The organism is Paraburkholderia sp. MM5496-R1, from assembly GCF_050436205.1.
Lineage (GTDB): Bacteria > Pseudomonadota > Gammaproteobacteria > Burkholderiales > Burkholderiaceae > Paraburkholderia > Paraburkholderia tuberum.
Map to the genome: position 1 here is coordinate 1,255,144 of NZ_JBNDLT010000002.1, position 23,159 is coordinate 1,278,302.

General features: G+C 64.0%; 24 protein-coding genes. 12 read left to right on the forward strand and 12 right to left on the reverse strand.

Translation table 11 applies throughout. From position 1 onward, the window contains the following. From hutC to OKW38_RS12635, 3 genes are all read right to left on the reverse strand, one after another. Window positions 1-696 carry a histidine utilization repressor gene (hutC, locus tag OKW38_RS12625; protein WP_090803957.1) on the reverse strand — a complete coding sequence of 232 codons (696 nt, stop codon included), beginning with the start codon at window positions 694-696 and terminating at the stop codon, window positions 1-3. A 25-nt stretch (window positions 697-721) separates the two neighbouring features. Next, the gene (gene hutH / locus OKW38_RS12630; protein WP_090803955.1) at window positions 722-2,242 is read right to left on the reverse strand and encodes a histidine ammonia-lyase; all 1,521 of its coding nucleotides are present in this window, start codon (window positions 2,240-2,242) and stop codon (window positions 722-724) included. Between the two features lie 328 nt (window positions 2,243-2,570). Further along, entirely contained in the window at window positions 2,571-3,494 is a 924-nt protein-coding gene (locus OKW38_RS12635; RefSeq protein ID WP_429336106.1) for a LysR substrate-binding domain-containing protein, read from the reverse strand. 158 nt (window positions 3,495-3,652) lie between these two features. Here OKW38_RS12635 and OKW38_RS12640 point away from each other — a divergent pair, with 158 nt between their 5' ends. Next, window positions 3,653-4,567, forward strand: a complete 915-nt coding sequence (locus OKW38_RS12640; RefSeq protein ID WP_187612004.1) for an NAD-dependent epimerase/dehydratase family protein — start codon at window positions 3,653-3,655, stop codon at window positions 4,565-4,567. A gap of 130 nt (window positions 4,568-4,697) precedes the next feature. Continuing rightward, window positions 4,698-4,880, forward strand: coding sequence for a hypothetical protein (locus OKW38_RS12645; RefSeq protein ID WP_018418561.1), 183 nt, complete (start codon window positions 4,698-4,700; stop codon window positions 4,878-4,880). A 100-nt stretch (window positions 4,881-4,980) separates the two neighbouring features. On the opposite strand, the gene OKW38_RS12650 is transcribed toward OKW38_RS12645, so the two are convergent. Together OKW38_RS12650 and OKW38_RS12655 are read right to left on the reverse strand one after the other, a co-directional pair. Continuing rightward, window positions 4,981-5,727, reverse strand: a complete 747-nt coding sequence (locus OKW38_RS12650) for a DUF899 domain-containing protein (protein ID WP_090803951.1) — start codon at window positions 5,725-5,727, stop codon at window positions 4,981-4,983. Between the two features lie 89 nt (window positions 5,728-5,816). After that, window positions 5,817-7,211 carry an NCS2 family permease gene (locus OKW38_RS12655; protein WP_410451371.1) on the reverse strand — a complete coding sequence of 465 codons (1,395 nt, stop codon included), beginning with the start codon at window positions 7,209-7,211 and terminating at the stop codon, window positions 5,817-5,819. Window positions 7,212-7,791: 580 nt separating this feature from the next. Here OKW38_RS12655 and OKW38_RS12660 point away from each other — a divergent pair. Both OKW38_RS12660 and OKW38_RS12665 read left to right on the forward strand, forming a co-directional pair. Continuing rightward, window positions 7,792-8,763 carry a PRC-barrel domain-containing protein gene (locus OKW38_RS12660; RefSeq protein ID WP_429363733.1) on the forward strand — a complete coding sequence of 324 codons (972 nt, stop codon included), beginning with the start codon at window positions 7,792-7,794 and terminating at the stop codon, window positions 8,761-8,763. Continuing rightward, window positions 8,760-10,007, forward strand: coding sequence for an MFS transporter (locus tag OKW38_RS12665; RefSeq protein ID WP_090803946.1), 1,248 nt, complete (start codon window positions 8,760-8,762; stop codon window positions 10,005-10,007). Before OKW38_RS12660 ends, OKW38_RS12665 begins: the two co-directional genes overlap by 4 nt. Before the next feature lie 105 nt (window positions 10,008-10,112). Here OKW38_RS12665 and OKW38_RS12670 read toward each other — a convergent pair whose 3' ends face one another. Together OKW38_RS12670 and OKW38_RS12675 are read right to left on the reverse strand one after the other, a co-directional pair. Next, window positions 10,113-11,252 carry a Gfo/Idh/MocA family protein gene (locus OKW38_RS12670; RefSeq protein WP_429361742.1) on the reverse strand — a complete coding sequence of 380 codons (1,140 nt, stop codon included), beginning with the start codon at window positions 11,250-11,252 and terminating at the stop codon, window positions 10,113-10,115. A 3-nt stretch (window positions 11,253-11,255) separates the two neighbouring features. Next, complete coding sequence (locus OKW38_RS12675) at window positions 11,256-12,023, reverse strand: sugar phosphate isomerase/epimerase family protein (protein ID WP_429361743.1); 768 nt, start codon at window positions 12,021-12,023, stop codon at window positions 11,256-11,258. Window positions 12,024-12,377: 354 nt separating this feature from the next. On the opposite strand from OKW38_RS12675, the gene OKW38_RS12680 reads away from it, so the two are divergent. From OKW38_RS12680 to OKW38_RS12710, 7 genes are all read left to right on the forward strand, one after another. Continuing rightward, window positions 12,378-12,758, forward strand: coding sequence for a DUF2946 domain-containing protein (locus tag OKW38_RS12680; protein ID WP_090803944.1), 381 nt, complete (start codon window positions 12,378-12,380; stop codon window positions 12,756-12,758). A 106-nt stretch (window positions 12,759-12,864) separates the two neighbouring features. Continuing rightward, window positions 12,865-13,758 (forward strand): hypothetical protein, encoded by an 894-nt coding sequence (locus OKW38_RS12685; RefSeq protein WP_429361744.1) that lies wholly within the window; start codon window positions 12,865-12,867, stop codon window positions 13,756-13,758. An 18-nt stretch (window positions 13,759-13,776) separates the two neighbouring features. Further along, window positions 13,777-14,142: a copper resistance CopC family protein gene (locus OKW38_RS12690; protein WP_429361746.1), complete on the forward strand. Its 366-nt coding sequence runs from the start codon at window positions 13,777-13,779 to the stop codon at window positions 14,140-14,142. A gap of 2 nt (window positions 14,143-14,144) precedes the next feature. Next, the gene (locus tag OKW38_RS12695) at window positions 14,145-15,050 is read left to right on the forward strand and encodes a CopD family protein (RefSeq protein ID WP_429361747.1); all 906 of its coding nucleotides are present in this window, start codon (window positions 14,145-14,147) and stop codon (window positions 15,048-15,050) included. Between the two features lie 116 nt (window positions 15,051-15,166). After that, entirely contained in the window at window positions 15,167-15,613 is a 447-nt protein-coding gene (locus OKW38_RS12700) for a copper chaperone PCu(A)C (RefSeq protein WP_244145121.1), read from the forward strand. A gap of 271 nt (window positions 15,614-15,884) precedes the next feature. Beyond that, complete coding sequence (locus OKW38_RS12705; RefSeq protein WP_090803938.1) at window positions 15,885-16,154, forward strand: MoaD/ThiS family protein; 270 nt, start codon at window positions 15,885-15,887, stop codon at window positions 16,152-16,154. 83 nt (window positions 16,155-16,237) lie between these two features. Continuing rightward, complete coding sequence (locus OKW38_RS12710; protein ID WP_429361748.1) at window positions 16,238-17,386, forward strand: WD40/YVTN/BNR-like repeat-containing protein; 1,149 nt, start codon at window positions 16,238-16,240, stop codon at window positions 17,384-17,386. Between the two features lie 273 nt (window positions 17,387-17,659). Here OKW38_RS12710 and OKW38_RS12715 read toward each other — a convergent pair whose 3' ends face one another. Then, window positions 17,660-17,983, reverse strand: a complete 324-nt coding sequence (locus OKW38_RS12715; RefSeq protein WP_090803934.1) for a hypothetical protein — start codon at window positions 17,981-17,983, stop codon at window positions 17,660-17,662. A 392-nt stretch (window positions 17,984-18,375) separates the two neighbouring features. Beyond that, a complete protein-coding gene (locus OKW38_RS12720; RefSeq protein ID WP_187611995.1) occupies window positions 18,376-18,822 on the reverse strand; it encodes a lipocalin-like domain-containing protein in 447 nt (148 codons plus the stop codon). Window positions 18,823-19,139: 317 nt separating this feature from the next. Between OKW38_RS12720 and OKW38_RS12725 the strand changes: the two genes are divergently transcribed. Further along, window positions 19,140-19,535, forward strand: coding sequence for a VOC family protein (locus tag OKW38_RS12725; RefSeq protein WP_429361750.1), 396 nt, complete (start codon window positions 19,140-19,142; stop codon window positions 19,533-19,535). 259 nt (window positions 19,536-19,794) lie between these two features. Here OKW38_RS12725 and OKW38_RS12730 read toward each other — a convergent pair whose 3' ends face one another. The 3 genes from OKW38_RS12730 to OKW38_RS12740 form a co-directional block, all read right to left on the reverse strand. After that, window positions 19,795-20,169, reverse strand: coding sequence for a BON domain-containing protein (locus OKW38_RS12730; RefSeq protein ID WP_429361751.1), 375 nt, complete (start codon window positions 20,167-20,169; stop codon window positions 19,795-19,797). A 124-nt stretch (window positions 20,170-20,293) separates the two neighbouring features. Further along, a complete protein-coding gene (locus OKW38_RS12735) occupies window positions 20,294-21,418 on the reverse strand; it encodes a porin (protein WP_429361752.1) in 1,125 nt (374 codons plus the stop codon). Window positions 21,419-21,509: 91 nt separating this feature from the next. Further along, window positions 21,510-23,150: a 3-(methylthio)propionyl-CoA ligase gene (locus OKW38_RS12740; RefSeq protein WP_429361754.1), complete on the reverse strand. Its 1,641-nt coding sequence runs from the start codon at window positions 23,148-23,150 to the stop codon at window positions 21,510-21,512. Window positions 23,151-23,159: the final 9 nt, after the last annotated feature.

Sequence of the window (23,159 nt, forward strand, 5' to 3'; positions counted from 1 at the left end):
TCAGAAATGCCCGGTGAAGCGGTAACGGGTGCCCGGATGCCACAGATTCGCGATCGAGGCGACCTCGCCTTGCGACCACGTGCGCCGGTGCAGCACCAGACACGGTTCGCGTTCACTCATGTTCAACAGCTCGCGCGTGATCTCGTCGGCGGCGAGCGCCTCGATGCGGTACTCGACGCGCTGCAGCGGCGCGACGCGCACGAGGTACTGGTTGGGCGTGGTGTTCGTGAAGTCCTGCAGCGCGTATTCGGGTGCGACGGCCGGATTGACCCAGCGTTCCTCGAGCTGCACCGGCTCCTCGTTTTCGAAATGCAGCAGGCGCGAATGAAACACGGGGCTGCCCGCGCTAACCTGCATCTCTTCGGCGAGCGCCGCATCGGCGATGCTGGCGCCGATGTTCAGCACCCTCGCCTGATAGCGATGACCGCGCGCAACGATTTCATCGGAGATGCTGCGGATCGCCACCAGGGTCGACTCGTACTTGGGACGGGCGACGAAAGTACCCGAGCCTTGTACACGTGTCAGCACCTGCTCCGAGGTCAACTCGCGCAACGCGCGGTTGACCGTCATGCGTGCGACGCTGAATTCGCGCGCAAGCTCGTTTTCGGAGGGCACCTGGTCGCCTTCGGCCCACTCGCCCGCATGAATGCGCGCGAGGATGAAGTCCTTGATGCCCTGATAAGCGGGTGCGTTCATGGGTGTGATCCGCGCTCTCGACGACTCATTGTTCCGACGCGAACGAGAACGGGCTCAGCTTCGCGACCGCGCCGGCCTGCACGAGCTTCGTGACCGCCGCGATATCCGGCGCGAAGTAGTGATCGAGCTCGTAGTGCGCGACGTCCTTGCGCACGAGGTCCATGACCTTCTGCAGGCTCGGGCTGGTCTTGTGCGGCGCGCGCAGATCGACACCCTGGGCGGCAGCGAGCAGTTCGATCGACAGGATGTTCGCAGTGTTGTCGGCGATATCGCCGAGCTTGCGCGCGGCGAACGTCGCCATCGACACGTGGTCTTCCTGGTTCGCGGACGTAGGCAGCGAATCGACCGAAGCCGGATGCGCGAGCGTCTTGTTTTCCGACGCGAGCGCGGCGGCCGTCACATGCGCAATCATGAAGCCGGAGTTCACGCCGCCATCCTTGACGAGGAACGGCGGCAGGCCCGACAGCGTCGCGTCGATCAGCAGCGCGATGCGGCGTTCGGCGAGCGCGCCGATTTCCGCCACGGCGAGCGCCAGGTTGTCGGCCGCGAACGCGACCGGCTCGGCGTGGAAGTTGCCGCCCGACAGCACTTCGCCGGTGTCCGGGAAAATCAGCGGATTGTCGGAGACCGCGTTCGCTTCCATCAGCAGCGTTTCGGCGGCATTGCGCATCTGATCGAGACACGCGCCCATCACCTGCGGCTGGCAGCGCAGGCTGTACGGGTCCTGCACCTTGTCGCAGTCGGCGTGCGACACGTTGATCGCCGAGCCTTGCAGCAGCGAGCGATAAGCCGCGGCCGCGTCGATCTGGCCTCGATGGCCGCGCAGTTCGTGGATGCGCGCGTCGAACGGCTTGACCGAGCCCATCGCCGCATCCACCGACAGTGCGCCAGCCACGAGCGCCGTGCGGTACAGGTCTTCGATCGCGAACATGTTGTACAGCGCGAGCGCGGTCGAAGCCTGGGTGCCGTTCAGCAGCGCGAGACCCTCCTTCGCCTGCAGCGTCAGCGGCTTCAGACCGACGAGCGCGAGGCCTTCGGTGGCCGGCATGCGCTCGCCCTTCGCGAACACTTCGCCGACGCCGAGCAGGGTCGCCGACATATGCGCGAGCGGCGCGAGGTCGCCCGATGCGCCGACCGAGCCCTTGACCGGGATCACCGGCAGCACGTCCGCGTTGAACAGCGCGATCAGCGCCTCCATCACTTCGCGGCGGATGCCCGAGTGGCCGCGGCCGAGGCTCGACAGCTTCAGCGCGATCAACAGACGCACGACCGGGCGCGACATCGGCTCGCCGACACCGACCGCGTGCGACAGCACCAGATTGCGTTGCAGCAGTTCGAGCTGATCGCGCGGAATGTGCGTGCTGGCGAGGCGGCCGAAGCCGGTATTGATGCCATAAGCCGGCTCGCCCCTGGCGGTGATGTCGGCGACGGCCTGCGCGCACGCGTCGATGGCGGCGTGGCTCGCGGGATCGAGTTGCAGGGTGACCTGCTCACGCGCGATCTGGCGCAGTTGCGGGAGGCTCAGGTAGCCGGGCTTCAGAATCATGGTTGTCGTCCTGTCTATACAAGTTCAAATAAGTCTAGCCGGCGGGCCTTGTATATACAACTTGTTTTTCGAGATTTCGTGCCTGGGGATTTCCATTATTTGGCACGTGGCTCGGCGGGAGCGCGGCGGGTTTGGCGGCAGGTCTTAGGCGGCGTGTGCTGGACGCATGGGTCGGCGTGGCCGCCGTGATTTAGCCCACAGTTGTATATACACCTTCGCGGCGCGGGTCGCCATCTGGCCAAAATTGGCGCGCTCTCGCTGGCGGGAAGCCGGACACGCCGGCTCCGCCGATATCTGGGTTATAGGACAGAAGGCTCTGCGACGCGGATCAGAGCTTGACCCGCGCCGCGATGAAATCCAGAAAGCACTGCACGCGCCCCGCGAGCGATGCGCTCTGGTAGTACACCGCATGCACCGGCTGCCGTTCGTCGACGAGCAGGTTGCCGAGAATCGGCACGAGGCGGTTTTCGCGCACGTCGCCGGCGGTCATGAAGTCGGCCAGACAGGCGACGCCCCAGCCGGACAGCGCCAGTTGCCGCAAGGTTTCGCCGCTCGACGCGGTGATCGACGGTTCGATCTTCAGCAGCGCGGCTTCGTCGCGCTGCCCCTTGGCGCGCTTCGTTCCCCTGCCCCCTTCGCGCAACGGCCAGCGATTCAAATGCTCCGGCGCCGTAAAGCCGATCAGCCGATGCGCGTGCAGCGCGTCGAGCGTGGTCGGCTCGCCGTGCTCGGCCAGATACGCCGGGCTCGCGAGCACGCGCAGCCTGCTCTCGCCGAGCGCGCGCGCATGCAGCGTCGAATCCTGCAGCGCGCCGATGCGAATCGCGATGTCGACCTTCTGTTCGAGCAGATCGACGATCCGCTCGTTGCTGGTCAATTCGAGCCGGATCTGCGGATACAGCGCCGAAAACGCGGTCATATGCGGCGCCACGCAATGCAGCATGAACGGCGACGCCGCATCGACGCGCAAGCGCCCCGACGGCCGTTGCCGCCCGCGCGCGACCGACTCCTCGGCCTCTTCGAGCGCGTCGAGGATCGCGCGGGCGCGCCGCAGGAACGCGTCGCCTTCCTCGGTCAGATGCAGACGCCGCGTCGTGCGCCGCACGAGCGCGGTGTCGAGCTTCTGCTCGAGGCGCGTGAGCGCGCGGCTCACGCCGGAGACGGTCTGCCCCAGCTTCTCGGCCGCCGCGGTAATCGAGCCGCTGTCGATCACGGTGACGAACACCAGCAATTCGTCGGTGGAGGTTTTCATTGTTGATTTCAGATCAAGATTGATTTGAGACTAACACGCTTTTTGCGAGAATCCGCGCGAGCGATACTGCGTGCCTGTCGATCGGAGTTGGCGCTTTAGCGCTTACTCCGATCCCATGCAAGAGATTGCGGTCTTGGCATTTCCCTCAGGAGAACGTCTTGAAGATTTTCGTTACTGGTGCAAGCGGTTTTATCGGCGGCTCGATCGCGGCGCATCTGGCGCGCGCCGGCCATCAGGTGCGCGGGCTGATTCGCAAACCCGAACACAGCGGCGAGTTGCAGCGGCTCGGCATCGAGCCCGTGCTCGGCACGCTCGACGACCGCGCGTTGCTGATCGCCGAAGCGCAAGCGGCCGACGCGGTGATCAACGCCGCGAGCAGCGATCACGAAGGCGCGGTACGCGCGCTGATCGACGGACTCGCCGGTTCGGGCAAGGTGTTCCTGCACACCAGCGGGTCGAGCATCGTCGGCGATGCGTCGGGCGGCGAAGCGGGTGAAGCACGCATCTATCACGAAGACGCGCTGCCCACCCCGACCGCCGACAAGGCCGCGCGCGTCGCGATCGATCAACTGGTGCTCGACGCCGCGCAACGCAACGTGCGCTCGGCCGTGCTGTGCAACACGCTGATTTACGGTCACGGCGCGGTGGCCGGCAGCGCGAGCGTGCAGTTGCCGCGACTCGTGCGCCAGGCGCAGAAAAGCGGCGTCGTGCGTCATGTGGGCAGCGGCGGCAACGTCTGGTCGAACGTGCATATCGACGACGTCGCCGAGTTGTATCGCCTCGCACTCGATAAAACCCCTGCCGGCACGTTCTATTTCGTCGAAAGCGGCGAAGCGTCGTTCCGCGACATGAGCGCCGCGATCGCACGCGCGATGAAGCTCGGCGCGCCGCAGGACTGGCCGCTCGAAGACGCGAAACAGGAATGGGGCTACGAAATGGCCTCGTACGGTCTTGGCTCGAACAGCCGCGTGCGCGGCGAACGCGCGCGCAAACTGCTCGGCTGGCAACCGCGGCGCAGGTCGGTGATCGAATGGATCGAACGCGACATGATGGGGCCGCAAAGCACCGTTTGACGCGGCTTTGCGCGCCTCGCGATGTAAGCTGTGTAAGCGCAGTCGTTGCGAATCCGTAAGCTCCCTTCGATAAAATCGCGGGTACCTGACGGTGCGATTCCACCGTCGCGCACACGCCCCGATTCGACCGATGAGCTTCGCGCTGAACTTCGACTGGCTGACTAACCTGATGGCGATTCTGTTCGTCGTCGCGTGTCTGTACGACACGCGCTACGACGAATACGGCGTGCTGACGCTCGCGGCCGCGGCGATGAGCCTCATCGTGATGGCGATGGAAATGTTCCTCAGACCCGCCTTCGAGATGGCGCTGTAGCGAGCTGATGCAGCGCTCGTGCAGCACAGAGGCGCCGCGCCAGCTAGCGCGGCGCGCGCCCCTCGCCCCCTTCGTCGGCCCGCTTCACCACTTCACCGCTTCACACCGTGTACGATCCGCACGCCGGGCAAGCCGCGCGCGCGTGGTCGTCGTAGCGGTCGTGATGCCTGACCCAGTCGGTCAGACCACTGTTCTCGTTGCGGCCTTTCGGTGCGATGTCCAGAAGCGCGTAGGTGTTCACGAAGCGCTCGTCGCCGCGTGCGTAGCATGAGTACGTGTGATACACGTCGCCGTTTGCGTCCTTGTAGAACACGCTGTGGCCGTGCTGTTCGTCGATGCCGACGTCCTGCTCGGTGAAGTTGTAGAACGCCTTTTTACTCGCCAGCTGCTCCGGCGTGAACGACACGTGGTAGTCGAAATTGAAATCGCTGCCGCTCGACGACACCCACGGAAAGGTCCACCCCATGCGCCGTTTGAACGCGTCGATCTTCTCGAGCGGCGCGTGCGATACCGTCACATAGCTGACGTCGTGATGGACCAGATGCGTGAGAATGCCGCTCATATGGTCCGACAGAAACGAGCAGCCGACGCACCCCTCTTCCCAGTCCGGGCCCAGCATGAAGTGATAAACGATCAGTTGGCTGCGGCCGTCGAACAGCTCCGCGAGCGTCTTGCGGCCTTCCGGCGTATCGAACGTATAAACCTTGTCGACCTTGACCCACGGCAATTCGCGGCGCTTGCGCGCGAGTTCGTCGCCGGCGCGCATATGCGCTTTTTCGTCGGCGAGCAGCGCGCGGCTCGCGGCAAGCCACTCTTCCTGGCTGCCGATGCGATGTTGCGGTTCCATCTGCGTCTCCTTTCCTGCGGATGCAGGGCTTGATCTCAAGCTTAAGGTTTAGAGACGCTGACGCGAAAGTCAAGGAGCCGCAACGAAACTCAGATCGCCCAGCCGCCGACATAAAACCCGACCAGCACGACTGCGATCGCCACGGTCCCGACATTGAGCTTGCGATACTCGCCGCTGACGACGCGTCCGATCACGAGCGTCGCGAAGCCGAGCATGATGCCGGTCACGATGTTCGCGGTCAGCACGATGAACACCGCGCACACGAGCCCCGCCATCGCGTCGACCATGTCGTCCATATGCAGCTTGCTGACGTTCGACAGCATCAGCAGCCCCACGTACATCAGCGCGGGCGCGGTCGCATACGAAGGCACCAGCGCGGCGAGCGGCGAGAAGAACATCACGACGAGAAACAGCAGACCGACGACCGCCGCCGCCATCCCCGTCTTCGCGCCCGCCGCGACGCCGACCGTCGACTCGATATACGCGGCCGCCGGCGCGCCGCCGAGCAGGCCCGAGAAGATCGAGCTCAGCGAATCGGCGGTCAGCGCGCGGCCGCCGTTGATGATGCGGCCGTTTTCGTCGAGCTGCCCCGCCTGGCCCGCGACCGCGCGGATCGTGCCGGTCGCGTCGAACACGGCGGTCATCACGAGCGCGAGCACGCTCGGCAGCACCGCCATCGACAGCGCGCCCTTCACGTCCATCGCGCCGATCAGCGACGCATGCCCCGGCGCGCTCAACGACGGCACCGCGAAGATGCCGTGAAACGCTACGGCCGGATCGATCGCGAGCCCGATCGCCGAGATCGCGACGATCACGATCAGGATCGAGCCCGGCACGCGCCGCCGCACGAGCCCGACGATCGCGGCGAGTCCGGCGACCGACATCAGCGCCGGCAACGCCGCAATATTGCCGAGCGACACCGGCAGCCCCGCGCCCGGATTCTTGACCACGAGCCCGACGTCGTTCGCGGCGATCAGCAGCAGGAACAGGCCGATGCCGATCCCGGTGCCGTGCGCGATGCCGACAGGCAGGTTGCGCAAAATCCACGAGCGCACGCCGGTCACCGAAATCGTCGTGAACACGACGCCCATCAGGAACACCGCGCCGAGCGCAACGGTTGGATGCAGGCCCTTGCCGAGCACGAGGCCGAACGCGGTGAACGCGGTGAGCGAGATCGCGCAGCCGATCGCGATCGGCAGACGCGCCCACACGCCCATCAGCAGCGAGCCGAACGCCGTGGTCAGACACACTGCGACGAACACCGCGCTGGTATCGAAGCCTGCCTTGCCGAACATGCCGGGCACGACGAACACGGAATAGACCATCGCGAGGAAGGTCGTGATGCCCGCGACGATCTCCTGGCGCTGCGTGCTGCCGCGCGCGGAAATGTCGAAGTAGCGGTCGAGAAAGCCCTTACCGCGGAATGATTCGGTGTCGAAGGATTCGCTCGCGACGTCGGCATTCGCGAGGGCCTGGGGTTCCATCATGATGAGTGCCTCCTTTATCAGCGCGCTGAAACGGCCGCTAAAGCGGCCGCTAAAGCGGCCGTCATCAGGTTCGTCTCGTGGATTGGTTGGTGTGGGTAACGCTTTTCTGAGTCGAAATGTAGGTGAAGCGAACTATGTGTCCAATCGCATGAATGGCATGCCGGACATGTCGCGCGACTTATATCTTTGGCGCGACGGTCGCTCGCGCGAGCGCTGCGCGCGTATACACCTACGGCATACGGGCAGCCGCGAAACGCGCCGAACCCACCCCGGCGATCGCGTTCCAGGCACGCGGCGTGCAGCGCCATACCGCCAGCGCATCGGCGAAACCGCCTGCAACGCAACCGGCGAAAGGCTGCCCGCGCGGCAGCGCAGGTTAAACTCTGGGCCGTACCCCATCCAACCGCGGCGGCTCATCGCGCCCGTCCGCACCTGCCCGTGGAGTTTTTCCTGATGACTGGCGGTTTTCCGCGCCCCGCCGGGCGCCTGCCGATTGTCCCGTTTGGACCGCTTGGATCGCTTCGCCCGCTCGATTCGCCTGATTCGCCTGATTCGCCTGATTCGCCTGATTCGCTCGATGTGCTTCGACTGTTCCGCAGGCTGTGCACCGTGCGCCGCGCTGTTCGCGTTCGCCGCGCTGTCCGGCTGCAGCAGCCTGTTGTGGGGTACGCAGCAGGCGCCGATCGTCGATGCGACGGTGATGCCGGTCGAGCCGGCAAGCGCGCCGCTCGCCGCGTCCGCGCCCGAGCCGGTCGAGAGCGAGGCGAACGAGGGGCCCGAGGAGCCGAAGAAACCGAAGAAGCCGGTCGTGAAGCCGCACAAGATCGAACCGCCGCCGCCCGTTGTCGTGCCGGCTCCGCCGCCGCCCCCGCCGCCGCCGCCGCTGATCGTGCTGCGCACGATCGAGCGCAGCGACGCGCGCGCGCTGCTCGACAGCCAGGTGCAGAAGCCCGACGGCAAGGTGGTCGGCCGCGCGGTCGACATGATCGCCGACGCAGCCGGCAAGCCGCGCGAGATGGTCGTCAATCTGCAGGGCTTCCTCGGCGTCGGCGACCGCAAGGTGAACTTCCCGTGGGGCGCGTTCCACTTCACGCCGACCGCGAAGGGGCCGCCGATCACGCTGAACCCGACGGCCGTGCCGAGCACCGCGAACAAATCGAACCCGCTGGAACTGCCGCTGCTCGATGCGACCGTCGAGCGCGCGAACGGCGCCAAGGTGGGCCGTGTGGTCGACGTGCTGATCGACGGCAACGCGCAGCCGCAGGCGATCGTCCTCGACGTCGGCGGCCTGGTCAGCCCCGACCGGCGCACGATCGCCGCGAACTGGTCGGCGCTGCGCTTCGTCACGCGCGACAAGGAACTGCATCCGCAGATCGATCTGAGCGACGCGCAGATCAACGCGACGCCGCCCTACGCGAGCGACAAGCCGATTCGCGCGGTGTCGCCGGCGCCGCCCGCGCAGCCTGCCGCCAGCGCCGCGCCGGCGGTCTCGGCGCCGCCGGCCGCGTCGTCGGCCGTCGCGGTTTCCAACGCACGGGCGGTCCGATGACGGTCCGTACTATGGTCACGGCGCGAAGTCTGCGCGCGCTCGATTGGCTCAACTTCTTCGTCGCCAACGTGCAGACGGGCTTCGGGCCGTTCATCGCGTCCTACCTCGCATCGCACAAGTGGACCCAGGGCGAGATCGGCATGGTGCTGTCGGTCGGCACGATCAGCGCGATGGTCAGCCAGGTGCCCGGCGGCGCCGCGGTCGACGCGTTGCGCAACAAGAAAGCGGCGGCCGCGTGGGCGATCGGCGCGATCATCCTCAGCGCGATGCTGCTCGCGATCAGCCCGACCGTGCTGCCGGTGATCGCCGCCGAGGTGTTCCACGGCTTCGCGAGCTGCATGCTGACGCCGGCGCTCGCGGCGATCTCGTTCGCGCTGGTGGGTCGCGCGAATCTCGGCGACCGGCTCGGCCGCAATGCGCGCTGGGCGTCGATCGGCAGCGCGGTCGCGGCCGGTCTGATGGGACTGTTCGGCGAGTACTACTCGCCGCGCGCGGTGTTCGTCCTGACCGCGGGCCTCGCGGTTCCCGCGCTGATCGCGCTCGCGATGATCCAGCGCACCGACACGATCGAGCTGCCGCAAGCGGCGCCCACCCCCGAGCAGCTCGAGCGGCGCGAAAGCCTGCGCGAGCTGCTGCGCGACAAGCGCATGCTGCTGTTCGCCGCCTGCATCGTGCTGTTCCATCTGTCGAACGCGGCGATGCTGAACCTGGCCGCCGGCGAAGTGACGGCCGGCATGGGAGACAACGTGCAGCTCGTGATTGCGGCATGCATCATCGTGCCGCAGGCGATCGTCGCGATGATGTCGCCGTGGGTCGGGCGCTCGGCCGAACGCTGGGGCCGCCGGCCGATTCTGCTGCTCGGCTTCTCCGCGTTGCCGATCCGCGCGCTGCTGTTCGCGGGCATCAGCAGCCCCTATCTGCTCGTGCCGGTGCAGATGCTCGACGGCTTGAGCGCCGCGGTGTTCGGCGTGATGCTGCCGCTGATCGCCGCCGACGTCGCCGGCGACAAGGGCCGCTACAACCTGTGTATCGGCCTGTTCGGGCTCGCGGCCGGCATCGGCGCGACGTTGAGCACGACGGCGGCGGGCTTCGTCGCCGATCGTTTCAGCAACACGGTGAGCTTTTTCTGCCTCGCGGCGGCCGGTGCGCTCGCGGTGCTGCTGGTGTGGGCGGCGATGCCCGAGACGCGCGACGCGGCGACGGCCAGCAACGGCGACGGCGCGGCTGTGCCCGGTCGTGGATAGTCGGCGGCGAGGTGAGTCGCGCGAGCTGTATGAGCCGGGGCGTGATCTGATGGTCGCAGTCGGATCACGTCGCAACCGGCTTGACCACTGCGGAAGTCAGGTGAGTCAGTCGGCGAGAAACACCTCTTCGCCTCGACCCAATGGCACGACGACGGGTCGCTGCACGACGGTCTCGATATCGACGTGCCGCCCCTCGCGCGACGAGCGTTCGAAGGCATCCAGCACCTCCAGCACGTGTAACGCCAGTTCGCCGCTCGCGCGATGCGGCCGACCTCGACGCAACGCCATGGCCATGTCCAGCACGCCCACAGCGCGGTAATTGGCCACCCGCGCACCACTCCTCAACGTTAAGTTGTCGACGCCAAAAGCATGGACCTGTGTGTCGAGCGGCTTGAAGCCGCTATCACGTTCAGCCACGCGCGGACTCCCGCCAAAGAAATTGGGATCGACGCCCAACAGGCTACCTTCCGTGCCATAGATCTCGATAGGCGCACGCTGATGGGCCCACACGTCCCAGGAGGCGCTCATCACCACGTTGGCCCCACCCGCAAAATGCAGGATACCGTTGACCGTGGTGGGCACCTCGACCTCGATGACCTGCCCCCTCAGCGGCTCACTGGAGATGATGCGCTGGGGAAAACCGATGGTGGCGCAAGCAGACACGCGTGCCACCGGCCCAAGCAGGTTGACCAACTGCGTCACGTAATACGGGCCCATGTCGTGAATCGGGCCGCCGCCAGGCTTGAAAAAAAACTCAGGATTGGGATGCCAGGACTCCATGCCGCGGGACAACACGGCCACGGCCCCGCCAATGGCACGCCCAATGCGGCCCGCATCGAGCGCCGCGCGGCACGCCTGATGGGCCGCGCCGAAGAAGGTGTCCGGTGCGCAGCCCACGCGTAGTCCCGAAGCCTCGGCTCGCGCCAGCATCGCGCGTGCGGACGCGAACTCGGTGCCCAGGGGCTTTTCGAGGTAGACGTGCTTGCCCGCCTCCAGAATCTGCAGGCTTACCGGCACATGCGCGTGCGGCACCGTAAGGTTGATGACGATTTCGATGTCGAGGTCGGCCAGCAGCGCATCCACCGTCATCGCGGCAACACCGTGCTGCGCGGCCTTGGCCCGGGCGGCCTCCGGACGCAAGTCGGCGCAGGCCTTGATGCGGACGAATTCCGAATTCGCCGCGCCGGTGAAATAGGCATCGCTGATGTTGCCGCAACCGATGATGCCGACCAAGACAGGTTTCATGGATCAGGCTCCGAGCTGGTGCAGATAGGCAAAGGCATTGCGGGCGAAGCGTTCGCCGTCGCTGGGATTGTCGTGCTCGGCGGCGAGAAAACGCGCCCCCGCTTCGCGGCAGGCGGCGGCCAGCGTGGGCCAATCCATGACGCCGTGACCGACGTCGGCCCAGCCGTCCTCGTCCAGTTTTTCACCCGCGGGCGCGAGGTCTTTCGCATGGGCCGAGACCACGCGGCCCGTATAACGACGAAGCCATGGCAGAGGATCGGCGCCGCCGCGCACGAGCCAGGCTACATCCACTTGCCAGCCGAGCGGGCTTGCCCCGGCGGACTCGAACAGCAGTTCCAGCGCCGATGCGCCGTTCTCCTTGGCGCTGAGTTCCCAATCATGGTTGTGGTAAGCGAGGGCGATGCCCTGAGCGGCTAGCCGATGGGCGAGGCTGCCCAACTCGTTGCCGAGCGCCCGCCAGTATGCGGCGTCACTGTCGCGCTCGGCGGGCGGCACCGCGGGCATGACCAACTGGGTGATACCGAGGGTCTCGCACGCCGCGCTCACTTCGTGCAAACGCTCACGCAGCATGGCCATGCCGAGGTGGCTGGAGGAGGCGCTAAGGTCGCGCGCCTGAAGCTTGTTCCGGGTGTCGGCCGCATTTTCGAGCAAGGACCCGATCAGCTCCACCTGGCGAAATCCGGCTTGGGCGGCAATGTCGAACTGCCGGTCGAGTTCGCCCGCATTACGCAGGCTGTAAATCTGGATGGAAATGGGCAAGGCTTGATTCATGGTCGTCAATCCGAAGAGTCAAGGTGGATGCGGCACGGATGGCCTACGGAGCTGGGCGCAAGTGGTTGGCGCGGTCGCTGTGGTGGTTTTTGCTCAGTCGAGCCAGCCGAAGACCCATCAGCAAATAGCAGGTGCGGGCGAATGGCTGGAGATGGGCCGGCTACCACCCGATGCGCTCGGCTGTTGTCGACCCTCAGGAGTCAGTCAGGCGCGGCCTGCGAGCGTCTCATTCCAGGGCTACTTGAGATTTCCGGCAACGCGGCAAGCTGTCATAGGTCGATGCCTGCAAGTAACAACACATGGCATAATGCGCCGCATTCACCTTCACCAGACCAATATCGAATCGTCGGCCTTATGCTGAGCTGCTTCTGCCGGAAATTGGGCTCCTATCTGGGATTGCTGGCAATCCTGATGGCAACGCTCGCGCCGACGGTTTCGCACGCACTGGCTGACCGCAACGAGGCTGGGCTTCCTTCAGCCTCGCTCTGCTCCGCACATTCGACTCCAGGCAATCCGCCGGGCAACGAGGACACCTCGCACTCGCTGGCTGCTCACTGGCATGCTTGCGGCTACTGCAACCTGATTGCGCACACGCCCGTACTGCCGAGCGTCCAGCCTGAATTTGCGGTCACGGTCTGGGCCATCCAGCATCGCGTTGCGACGCGGTTCGAGAGCATCCGTCGCGTCGAACCGCTGGCATCCGCCCAGCCGCGCGCGCCCCCCGTTTCATCCTGAATTGAGCCTTGGTGGCGATGCCGTGCACGAACGCATCGCCAGGCGTCGTCGTGTCTCTTCACAGACTCGCGGCGGCGCGATGACGACCTCAATCAATGGATGAAACATGAATAACAATACCTTGCGCCATGGGAAACCCTTCTTCGCCACGGCAACGATCTCGTTCGCTGCAACTGCGCTCCTGCTCGCCTCATCGCCAGCCGCTGCCCATGCCATCGCGGGCGACCGCGTCTTTCCGTCAACGTTGGCTGTCGATGATCCAGGTGTCGGCGATGAAGCTAACTTCGAATACGGGCATCTGCGTGTTCCTGGAGACAACGGCGATCAAAGCATCAATACGTTCAGCTTCGAGTACGACAAGCTGATCACGTCAAGGCTTGCCCTGTCCGTCGACGGCGCTTACGTGATGCAGAACAATCCGACTGCGCGCGGGTTCGATAACTTTGGAGTCGGCCTGAAGTATCTGCTGTATGTGAACGCCCCGCACGAATTCATGACTTCAGTCGGGGTGCATGCGGAATTGGGTGGAACCGGCAGCCACGCGATTGCGGACAGCTTTTCGACCATCTCGCCGACGATCTACGTGGGCAAGGGTATGGGCGATCTGCCCGACTCACTGGCCTATCTCCGACCCGTTGCCATTACCGCCGAAGCTGGGCCTTCGTTGACCACCGGGGCCGGTCAGCCCAATTCTTTCGACTACGGTTTCACGGTCCAGTACAGCCTGCCCTATCTGCAGCAGCAGGTGCATGATTTCGGCTTGCCGCAGCCGCTCTCGAACATTGTTCCCATCGTCGAGTTTCCGCTATCGCGAAGTCAGGGCCAAACCACTGGCACGATCAATCCGGGGTTCATCTGGATCAACCGCTATGGCCAGTTCGGTGTCGAAGCCCAGATACCAATCAACAGCGCGAGCGGTTCGCATGTGGGCATCCTGGTACAGGCCCATCTTTTCTTCGACGATATTGCGCCGAAAACGCTCGGCAAGCCGCTGTTCTAACGTGTAAGGAGTCCTCTCATGAAACTGCACACGATTGCACGCGCGGCCATCGCCGCGCTGATGATCGCCGCCTGCAATCTCGCGCAGGCGCACGCCTACCCGACCCAGGAGGCGCCGGGGGCCGGTGCGACCGTCACGACCTCGCAGAAGGACGTGGCGATCGATTTCGACGATGGTCTGGAGCCCGCCTTCAGCTCGATCGCCGTCACCGACTCGCGAGGCAAGTCCGTGACGAGCGGCAAAGCTGCGGTTGACCCGTCGAACAGGAAGCACATGTCGGTAGGGCTAAATCCCCTAGTGCCGGGCGCCTATACCGTCTCGTGGGTCGCCGTTGCCGACGACGGCCATCGCACCCAGGGGCATTACACGTTCACGGTGAAGTAACGGTGGATCCGCTCGTCGTCGCCCAGATTGCACTGGCCGCGATGCAGGACATTCTGTTTGCCGTTGCTACCGGCGCTCTTGCATGCGGCGTGCTGGGCGCGCGTAGCGGATTGCCTGGGCAAGACACGACGCGAGTCTGGCGGACCGTCGCGTCAGTCGCACTCGCTCTCACCGCCCTGGCGTACCTCTGGCTTCAGGCCGCAATCATGAGCGGTTCGCCGCTCGGTGAAGCTGGTTCGGCTATCGCCCCAGTACTGACGCAGTCCCACTTCGGTAAGGCATGGTCGATCGGCGTTGCCGGCGCGCTGCTCGCGGCGTTGAGTGGCCTCAAGAAAGAGCGCGGCTCAGCGCTCTTTGCTGCGGGGTTCGTCCTGTGGGTCGCGGGCAAGGCAGCCGCGAGCCATGCGGCCGACTCCGGCGACTTCTCGTGGCGTGAGGCGATCCACGTCGTCCACCTTTCCGCGACTGCGCTTTGGGCCGGCAGTGTCATCGTCGCCGCGATCCTGCTGCGCCGGCTCGAACGCGAACCAGGCCGTCCGCCCGGCCAGAGGGCTGCGTTCTGCTCGGCGCTGTCTCATCTGGCGACGACTGCGCTCGTGTTTGTTCTCGTCACCGGTTTCTACAACGCCGTTCAGGACACGGCGCAGGCCAGCGCGTCGCTGTTGCGCACACACTGGGGCCGGTTGCTCGCCGCAAAGCTTGCATGTGTGGTCCTGGCGACATTGCTCGGCGGCTGGAACCGGATGGCGATTCTGCCCGATCTGCTCGTGCTTGCCGAGCGGAACGATCCGGACTACCCTGCCGCGCAACGCCGCTTCGACGGCGTTGTCTCTGTCGAAGCGCTCGTCATGCTAGCCGTACTTGCGCTGGCTGCGGTGCTGGGCCATACGTCGCCGACGGGCGGATAGCGGAGCGACCATATAGACATGCGACCGAATATGACGATCGAGCGGCGCCCCGGTGCCGCGACGTACGTCCCGCCAACCCATCACATTTTCCTTAACGTAGAACAGGAGGTTATGCCATGCACCACCCCTTCTTCCGCCTGGCTATCGCGCTGCCGCTCGCGGCTGCTTCGCTAACCGCTTTCGCCGCTTCGTCGGGCGCCATGATGGTGTCCGACTGCTGGATCCGCTCGATGCCGGGCGACGTGCCGTCCGGCGGCTACTTCAAACTGATGAACATGGGAGACAAGCCCGTCGATCTCGAAGGTGTTAGCACCGATGCGTTCGGGATGTCCATGCTGCATCAGACGCAGACTACCGGGAGCACGTCGAAGATGGTCATGGTCGACAAGGTGACCGTCCCGGCCAACGGGACACTCGCGTTCGCGCCGGGGGGGTATCACGTGATGTTCGAGAAGGAAAAGAAGCCGCTGACGGTCGGTTCGACGGTTCCCGTCACGTTCAAATTCAGTGACGGGGAGAGTATCGTCGGGCAATGCGCGGTGAAGAGCGCAACCGGCCAGTAATGACGCTTGCAGCCCGCGCGAAATCGATCGCGAGACTTGAGAACGCGGGCTGCAACGATTCGGGCAAGCGGCGGACGTTTGTATCTGGTCAATGATGCTCGATGCGCTCGGCGGCACGCGAGCCCGAGCCGACTTTCGGACTCGCGACACCGCAACGGCCGCTTCGGAGGCGCAACCTGTCGTCTGTTGTATGGCGATGCCCCGAAGCACCCGGCGGATCGTCTAAACTGCAGAATCGACGAACAGGCCATTCCCGCTCGGCTACCCCGCCATGGCGCACATCTTCTTCGCTGCTTCGATTCAACGGCATATCGCAACGCCCGAGCGCGAGATCGACGCGCGCACGCTCGGCGAAGCACTGAAGGCCGTCTTCGCCGCGCAACCTCGACTGCGCGGCTACATCCTTGACGATCAGGGCTCACTGCGAAGACATCTCGCCGTGTTTGTCGACGGCCGGCCGGTGCGCGACCGACAACATCTGTCCGATGCGCTCGGCGAGGAAAGCCGGGTTTACGTCATACAGGCGTTGTCGGGCGGATAAGAAGGTTCCACTCTTACTCGAGCTTTGCATGGGACCAGAGTAAGCGCTAATGCGCCAACTCTGGTCGACAGGAGACACTCCACATGAGCGATCGATTGCTTGTTGCAACCCGCAAGGGATTGTTCGTTCTGCAAGCCGACGGCGAGGGCGGCTGGACGCTCGGTGAGCCGTATTTCGTCGGCGAGCCGGTGAGCATGGTGCTGCCTGATCCGCGCGACGGTTCGCTGTATGCCGCGCTCAATCTAGGCCACTTCGGCGTGAAGCTGCATCGCCGGCGCGCGGGCGTAGAGGATTGGGAAGAGTGCGCGGTCCCCGTCTACCCGCCGCAGCCTGCCGACGAGACGCATGCCGGTGACGGCGCGGACACGAGCGCGGACAATCCGAGCGCGGCCGTGCCCAGCCCGCCGGCTCCTCCCTGGACGCTCCAGCAAATCTGGTCGCTCGAAACCGGCGGCCCGGACGAGCCGGGCGTCCTGTGGGCCGGCACGATTCCCGGCGGGCTCTTCCGTTCCGACGACGGCGGCGACACATGGCTGCTCAACCGGGCGCTGTGGGATCGCCCGGAGCGCCGCGAATGGTTCGGAGGCGGCTACGACGCGCCGGGCATCCATTCCGTGATGGTCGATCCGCGCGACAGCCGGCACGTGACGATCGGCGTGTCGTGTGGCGGCGTCTGGCAAACCGCCGACGGCGGCGCGACCTGGCGCGTTAGTGCCGAAGGCATGGAGGCCGACTACATGCCGCCGGAGCGGCGCGGCGATGCCAACGTGCAAGACCCGCACCGCGTCGTGCAATGCGCCGCAAATCCAGATGCGCTGTGGGCGCAGCATCACTGCGCGATCTTCCGCTCGACCGACGGCGCGGCGCACTGGCAGCGGATCGAAGCGCAGCCATCGAGCTTCGGCTTCGCGGTTGCCGTGCATCCGCGCGAGCCGGACACCGCGTGGTTTGTGCCCGCCGTGAAAGACCAGTGCCGGATCCCGGTGGACGGCCAGTTCGTCGTCACGCGCACACGCGACGGCGGCCGCACGTTCGAGCGTTTCTCGAACGGGTTGCCGCCTGCACCGGCGTATGACCTCGTGTATCGGCACGGGCTCGCTGTAGATGACTCCGGCACGCGCCTCGCAATGGCGTCGACCACCGGCGCGCTATGGACGTCCGACGACGGCGGCGAAAGCTGGCATTTGATTTCAGCGCATTTGCCGCCTGCTTATTGTGTTCGGTTTGGATGAGGGCGCGGGGCGGACTGGTGAGACATGAAACGCCTACATTGCCATTCATGCGCCGGACATAGCCTGAATGCGTGCATCGGCGTGATGGATCGATACTTCGAGCCGTACGCGCCGGCGAACCGCTTTGTGTAGCTCGGCTTGTCGCAAGAGACCTTTTGACACTTCGCCGAACGTCTGATCAGCACCAGCAGTCATGCGGACGCTCCTGCGCGAGAGACAGCTTTTGGCGGAGGACGCAGCTACTACGGCGTCAAGGCGTGCGAGTCTTCAGTGCTACTTTTCCGCCTTTTTCTCCTCGTCTGCTGTACGTAGTGCGGCGTTAGCTGTGACCAGCAGTTTCGCATCGTGGTCCTGGACTGCAGCGTCAACCGTGTCGAACGCTTTCTTCAGATCCTTTTGTGCCAGCTTTGTCGCGCTTCCATTTTCCAAAATGGTTTCGGCTTCCTTTCTCAGGCGCTTAACTAGTTTCGCGGCGCATCTGGTGTCGAGCGTCCCATTGATGACGAACTCACTGATGTAATTCGCCAGCGCGGCCAGCGTCGCAGCGGTCGACTCATTCGCGCCGCTCTTACCGCTCGTTTCGGACTTCTTGCTCATCAGGACTCTCCCGGTAGGACACACTTCCGCAATGCAGGACCAGCGCTACGCTCACAGTCGGTGTCGCATGAAATGGTGACAGATTTCGAGCGAAAATAAGTTGGTTGTTTTGGATGAAGAGGCGCTGTCATATCGCAACGTTCGGATATCGGTCGGCGGATTCAACCGGTCGATGCAATAGTTCGATGGAACCGCTTGCCGGCCCGCAGCGGAGGATCGTCGCAAGTCGACCCGTGCGGTCCTTCGCCACCGCCGCAAGCAGTCGTTGCCAATCTGCGAAAACAGACGCCCATTCAAAACGCTCGCTCCAACACGCGCAAAGCGCGCGGAAGGGAGTGGTCGCCTCTCGTGTGTGTCAAGTATGGGTTGAGAACGCCCGGCGTGCTTCCACTCTACTCGACCTTAACCCAGACCAACACGGAAGTGCTTTCCTTGCCAGTTAATGGGTTCCTGTCGGGCAGCGTCTTAATGTACAAGTACTTGCCGTCGATTCTGAACTGACGCACTTGGGTCGTTCCTGTCCACGACTGGTTCCACGATGCATCAATACGATGACTAACCCTGTCGCCCTCTATGCTGTAGGTCCCCGCGTATGAGCTAAACCCGCTGTAGAGATCGACGCGTTCCGCGTCGGTAGGAACCAGATCGGATGGCGCCTTTCGTCCCTCATTGACCAGAATTGCGTACATCCGGCCGTCGGGACCATAGCTGAGATAACCGCTTGGGCGAGCGCCGAACAAATCGGTCTTCTGACCGGTGGCCAGGTCTTCAGTCGTGAAGGACTGTAGCTTCCACGTTCCTAGCTGCGCACCGGTGCAGGTCTGTCGCTCATGTGCCATAGCTTCCACCCTTCCAAGACAAATACACCGTGTGGCCGGAAACTGAGTCGAGCTCTTAGATGACGCTCATTCTGGTATCTCGGATCTGACTTTCCGTCCTCCGATTCTGGCGACACTACTCGCAGTCGTTCACCAGATCAATCAATCTCGCGTGACCGGAATCGTCCGCTTACGAGAAATTTCCGAGGCCGCTGCATAGTTCCGCTTCTGGCCGACGAACCGAGCCGGATGCCGATTCGGCCGAGTTCGCCCCCCTTTGCGGACATCCGGCGCCCGGAGGACAATGCCCTTGCGAATCTCTTCCGAGGCTGCCCAAGATGGCTAAATTTCAGCCCGATGGATGGCGTACCGTCACGCCCCGAATCGTCGTACGGGATCCGGAAAACCTGATCACATTCATCAAGATGGTGTTTCAGGCACTGGGCGAATTCCGTCACGGGCGGCCTGCCGAAATCATGATCGGCGATTCCGTCGTGATGGTTAGCGGCGCAGACGGCCTTCGCGATCCGATGCCGGCATTTCTGTATGTCTACGTCGAGGACGCCGATTCGACCTACCAGCGAGCGATTGCGGCGAATGCGATCTCACTCGAAGTTCCGACCGACATGCCATACGGCGACAGGCGAGCAATGGTAAGAGATCCGTGGGGAAACACATGGCAGATTGCCACACATCAGCGCGACCTCTGTGCTGCCGAGATTCGTTCAAGGTAGGACGTTACCGACAGCAGCACTTTTCTGTCGGTTCGTCTATTCGCTAAAGCTCAAGAACGGTGCGGCACGCTCGGTCGACGTTGGGTGTTTTGCCTCCCGACGAATGCCGTCACCCCTTCGACGAAACCGGGCTCATCTGCGCAATCGATCCATTTGCGCCGTCCGCCAACCAGATGCGCCGGCAGACTGACGTCGTAGGCAGAGCGGTGTCGCTTCGGTGCAAGCCTGGCAGCGGTCCGGACTTACTTATGAGGACCACTTACTGGCCGAATACGCGTTTGAGTGTCAGACTGTTTTTCACGGTTGTCACGCCCGGCACGGCTTCGGCAACCCCGGCCGCCCTGTCGATCTGCGCTGCATCGGGCACCGTGCCAAACAGCGTCACCGCGCCACCTCTCGCACGGACACTGATGTTTGAAGCACTGATCTCCTTGTCCTTCATGAGCGCAGCGCGTACCTTCCTGCCGAGCGCGCGATCAGCCTGTCTGGAACTCGCCGAAGCGCCGCTGCCCGGCGACGCCATGACGGTTGACGCTGGCCCACTGCCCGATTCGCCAGGCTGGGACCATGCATTGATCCATGTCGTCACGATCAGTGCGCCGACCGCCAGTTTGAGTGCCCTGATTACCTTCATTGCTTTCTCCAGTCTTCCTAAGTCTTGCGGGATCCCCGTTGGAATCGCTGTTCTGCTACCGCGTGGCGAGCCGGCACGCTTCACCGGCCAGAGGTCTTCATTTCGAGCCCAATACGGAGGATCCCTAGAAGTAGTGGCGTATCCCGAGCATGACCGCCGTCGTCCCGAGGCCCGGCGCGACGGGCTGGCCGTACGTAATCGTCTGCGTCATATCTCCGTGGTTGTTCACCCAACCCACCTGGCCATAGAGCAAAGTGGCCTTGGACAGACTGTATTCGGCGCCTCCGGCGACCTCGAGCGATTTGTTGGCCGAATTGTTCGCGTCCTTCAGGTAATACACGCCACTGGTGAGCTTGAATGCCGGTGAGAACTGATAGCCGAGGCCGGCCGAATACAGGTCGAGGTTGACCAGATTCGCGTGCGCCGGATTCCTGCCGTTGGAATATGACGCGGAAATGGAGAAGGCGTGATAGGTGTACAGCGCCCCGAGGTAGTAGAGGCGGTTGTTGGCGAGTCCGGTGGGCACCGTCGTCGGTCCGGGATTGGTGTCGTGACCGTTGTAGTAGACGGCTCTCAGATTGAGGCCATAGTTCGAGTATTTGAGCACGGCGGACTCGCGCGTGCCGCCCTGGAAGCTGCCTGCCACACCGCCGGGCGCATATTCGAGCGCTGCGGACACGCCGGCGAATGTCGGCGACTCGTAGACGATCGCATTGCTGTCGTACAGCGCGCCGATCGGTCCGTTGGTGCTGGTGCCGGACCAGCCTGCGGCCTGGTTCATGCCCAGCCATGCCGTCAGGATGCTGCCGAAATACTGGCCCGCCCGCACGTCGGTATCGGCCATCGCGTAGGCCATCGGCACGATCTGGCGACCGAAGTTCACCGTACCGAACGGTCCCGACACGCCGAGCGTCGCGAACTGGTTGAACTGCGCCACCGCGCCCGGCGTATCCGCCAGGCCGAACTTGCCGGTGCCGCTGTCGAACGACCCCTGCAGCTTGAAGTTGACGTGATAGCCGCCGCCGATATCCTCGGTCCCCTTCATGCCCCAGATGCTCGAGTAGATCCCGCCGTCCTTGTAGCGATATACCTTGCCCAGATTCTTCGCCGTAGGGCTGAACGAGGCCGCCGAGGTACTTTGATATAGCAGACCGGAATCCACGACGCCGTACAGCGTCACCGACGACTGCGCATAGGCCGGACTTCCAAGGACGGCCACCGCGGCCGCAGCTACCCATTTCAGTTTCATTGCGTCTCCAGTTTTGTAGCTTTAATCCACCCGTAACGACGTACGTTCAAGACGTACGTTCAATACTCAACACGCCAGGCCACCTGCTTCCTTAAGTCGGCAACAGATAGTCCTGAAACGCTTCGCGCAGCTGGTTCTTCAGCACCTTGCCGGTAGCGCCAAGCGGCACCGCATCGACAAATACGACTGCATCCGGCGTCCACCATTTCGCGATCTTTCCTTCGAAGAACGCCAGCAACTCTTCGGCTGTGACCTGTGCACCGGGCTGTTTCACGGCGACAAGCAATGGCCGCTCGTCCCACTTCATATGCTTCGCCGCAATGCAGGCCGCGCTCGCTATCGCGGGATGCGCGGCTGCGAGGTTCTCGATCTCGATCGAGCTGATCCACTCGCCGCCGGACTTGATCACGTCCTTGCTGCGATCGGTGATCTGCATGAAGCCGTCGGCGTCGATGGTCGCGATATCGCCGGTCGGGAACCAGCCATGCGCGTCGGCATCGATCCGCAGCGGGTTGCCACCTTCATTGCGGAAGTAGTTGCGCACCACCCATGGGCCACGCACCAGCAGATCGCCCGAGCTCGCGCCGTCCCATGGCAGTTCCTGGCCGTTCTCACCGAGGATCTTCATATCGACGCCAAATACCGCGCGCCCCTGTTTGGATTGCAGGGCGCAACGGTCTTCCGGACCCAGTGCGAGGTGCCTTGCTTTCAACGCGCCGATGGTCCCGAGCGGACTCAGTTCGGTCATGCCCCATGCGTGCAGGACCTCCACGCCGTACCCATCCTGGAACGTGTGAAGCATTGCGGGCGGGCAGGCTGCGCCGCCAATGACGGTGCGCTTCAGGGTCGAGAAGTTCAGGCCACCTTGCTCGAGCCAGGTCAGCAGGCCTTGCCATACTGTCGGCACACCAGCCGCGAAGGTGACCTGCTCGGCTTCGACGAGCTCGTAGAGCGCTTGGCCGTCCAACCCGGGGCCGGGGAAAACCAGCTTGGCCCCGACCATGCACGCGACATACGGAATGCCCCACGCATTGACATGGAACATCGGCACGACCGGCAGGATCACGTCGCGCGCCGAGCAGTTCAGCGCATCCGGCAGTGCGGCAGCGAAGGTGTGAAGCAGCGACGAGCGATGCGAATAGAGGACGCCCTTCGGGTTGCCGGTGGTACCGGACGTGTAGCACAGCGCACAGGCGGTATCCTCGTCAAAATTCGGCCACACGTAGGTCGACGAGCTGCGCTCGAGCAGATCTTCGTAGCACAGCAGGTTGGCAATGCCGGTATCCAGCGGCATATGCGCGCGATCGGTCATCGCGACCAACGCCTTGACAGTCTTGCAGCGGCCGGCAATGGCCTTGACCAGCGGCAGGAACGTCAGATCGAAGAACAGGACCTGATCTTCCGCATGGTCGACGATGTAGGCGATCTGGTCTGCGTGCAGGCGCGGATTGATCGTATGCATCACTGCGCCCATGCCGGATATGCCGTAGTACAGCTCCATGTGGCGATAGCCGTTCCAGGCGAGGGTGCCGACACGGTCGGACGGCCCGATGCCCAGACTCGTGAGCGCATTGGCCATCTGTCGCGCGCGCCGGTGACAGTCGCGGAAGGTGTAGCGATGGATGTCACCCTCTACCCGCCGCGACACGATCTCCGTATCCCCATGATGGCGATCGGCATGCACGATCAGCGAGGAAATCAGCAACTGCTTTTGCAGCATCAAACCGTTCATTTCGTCCGT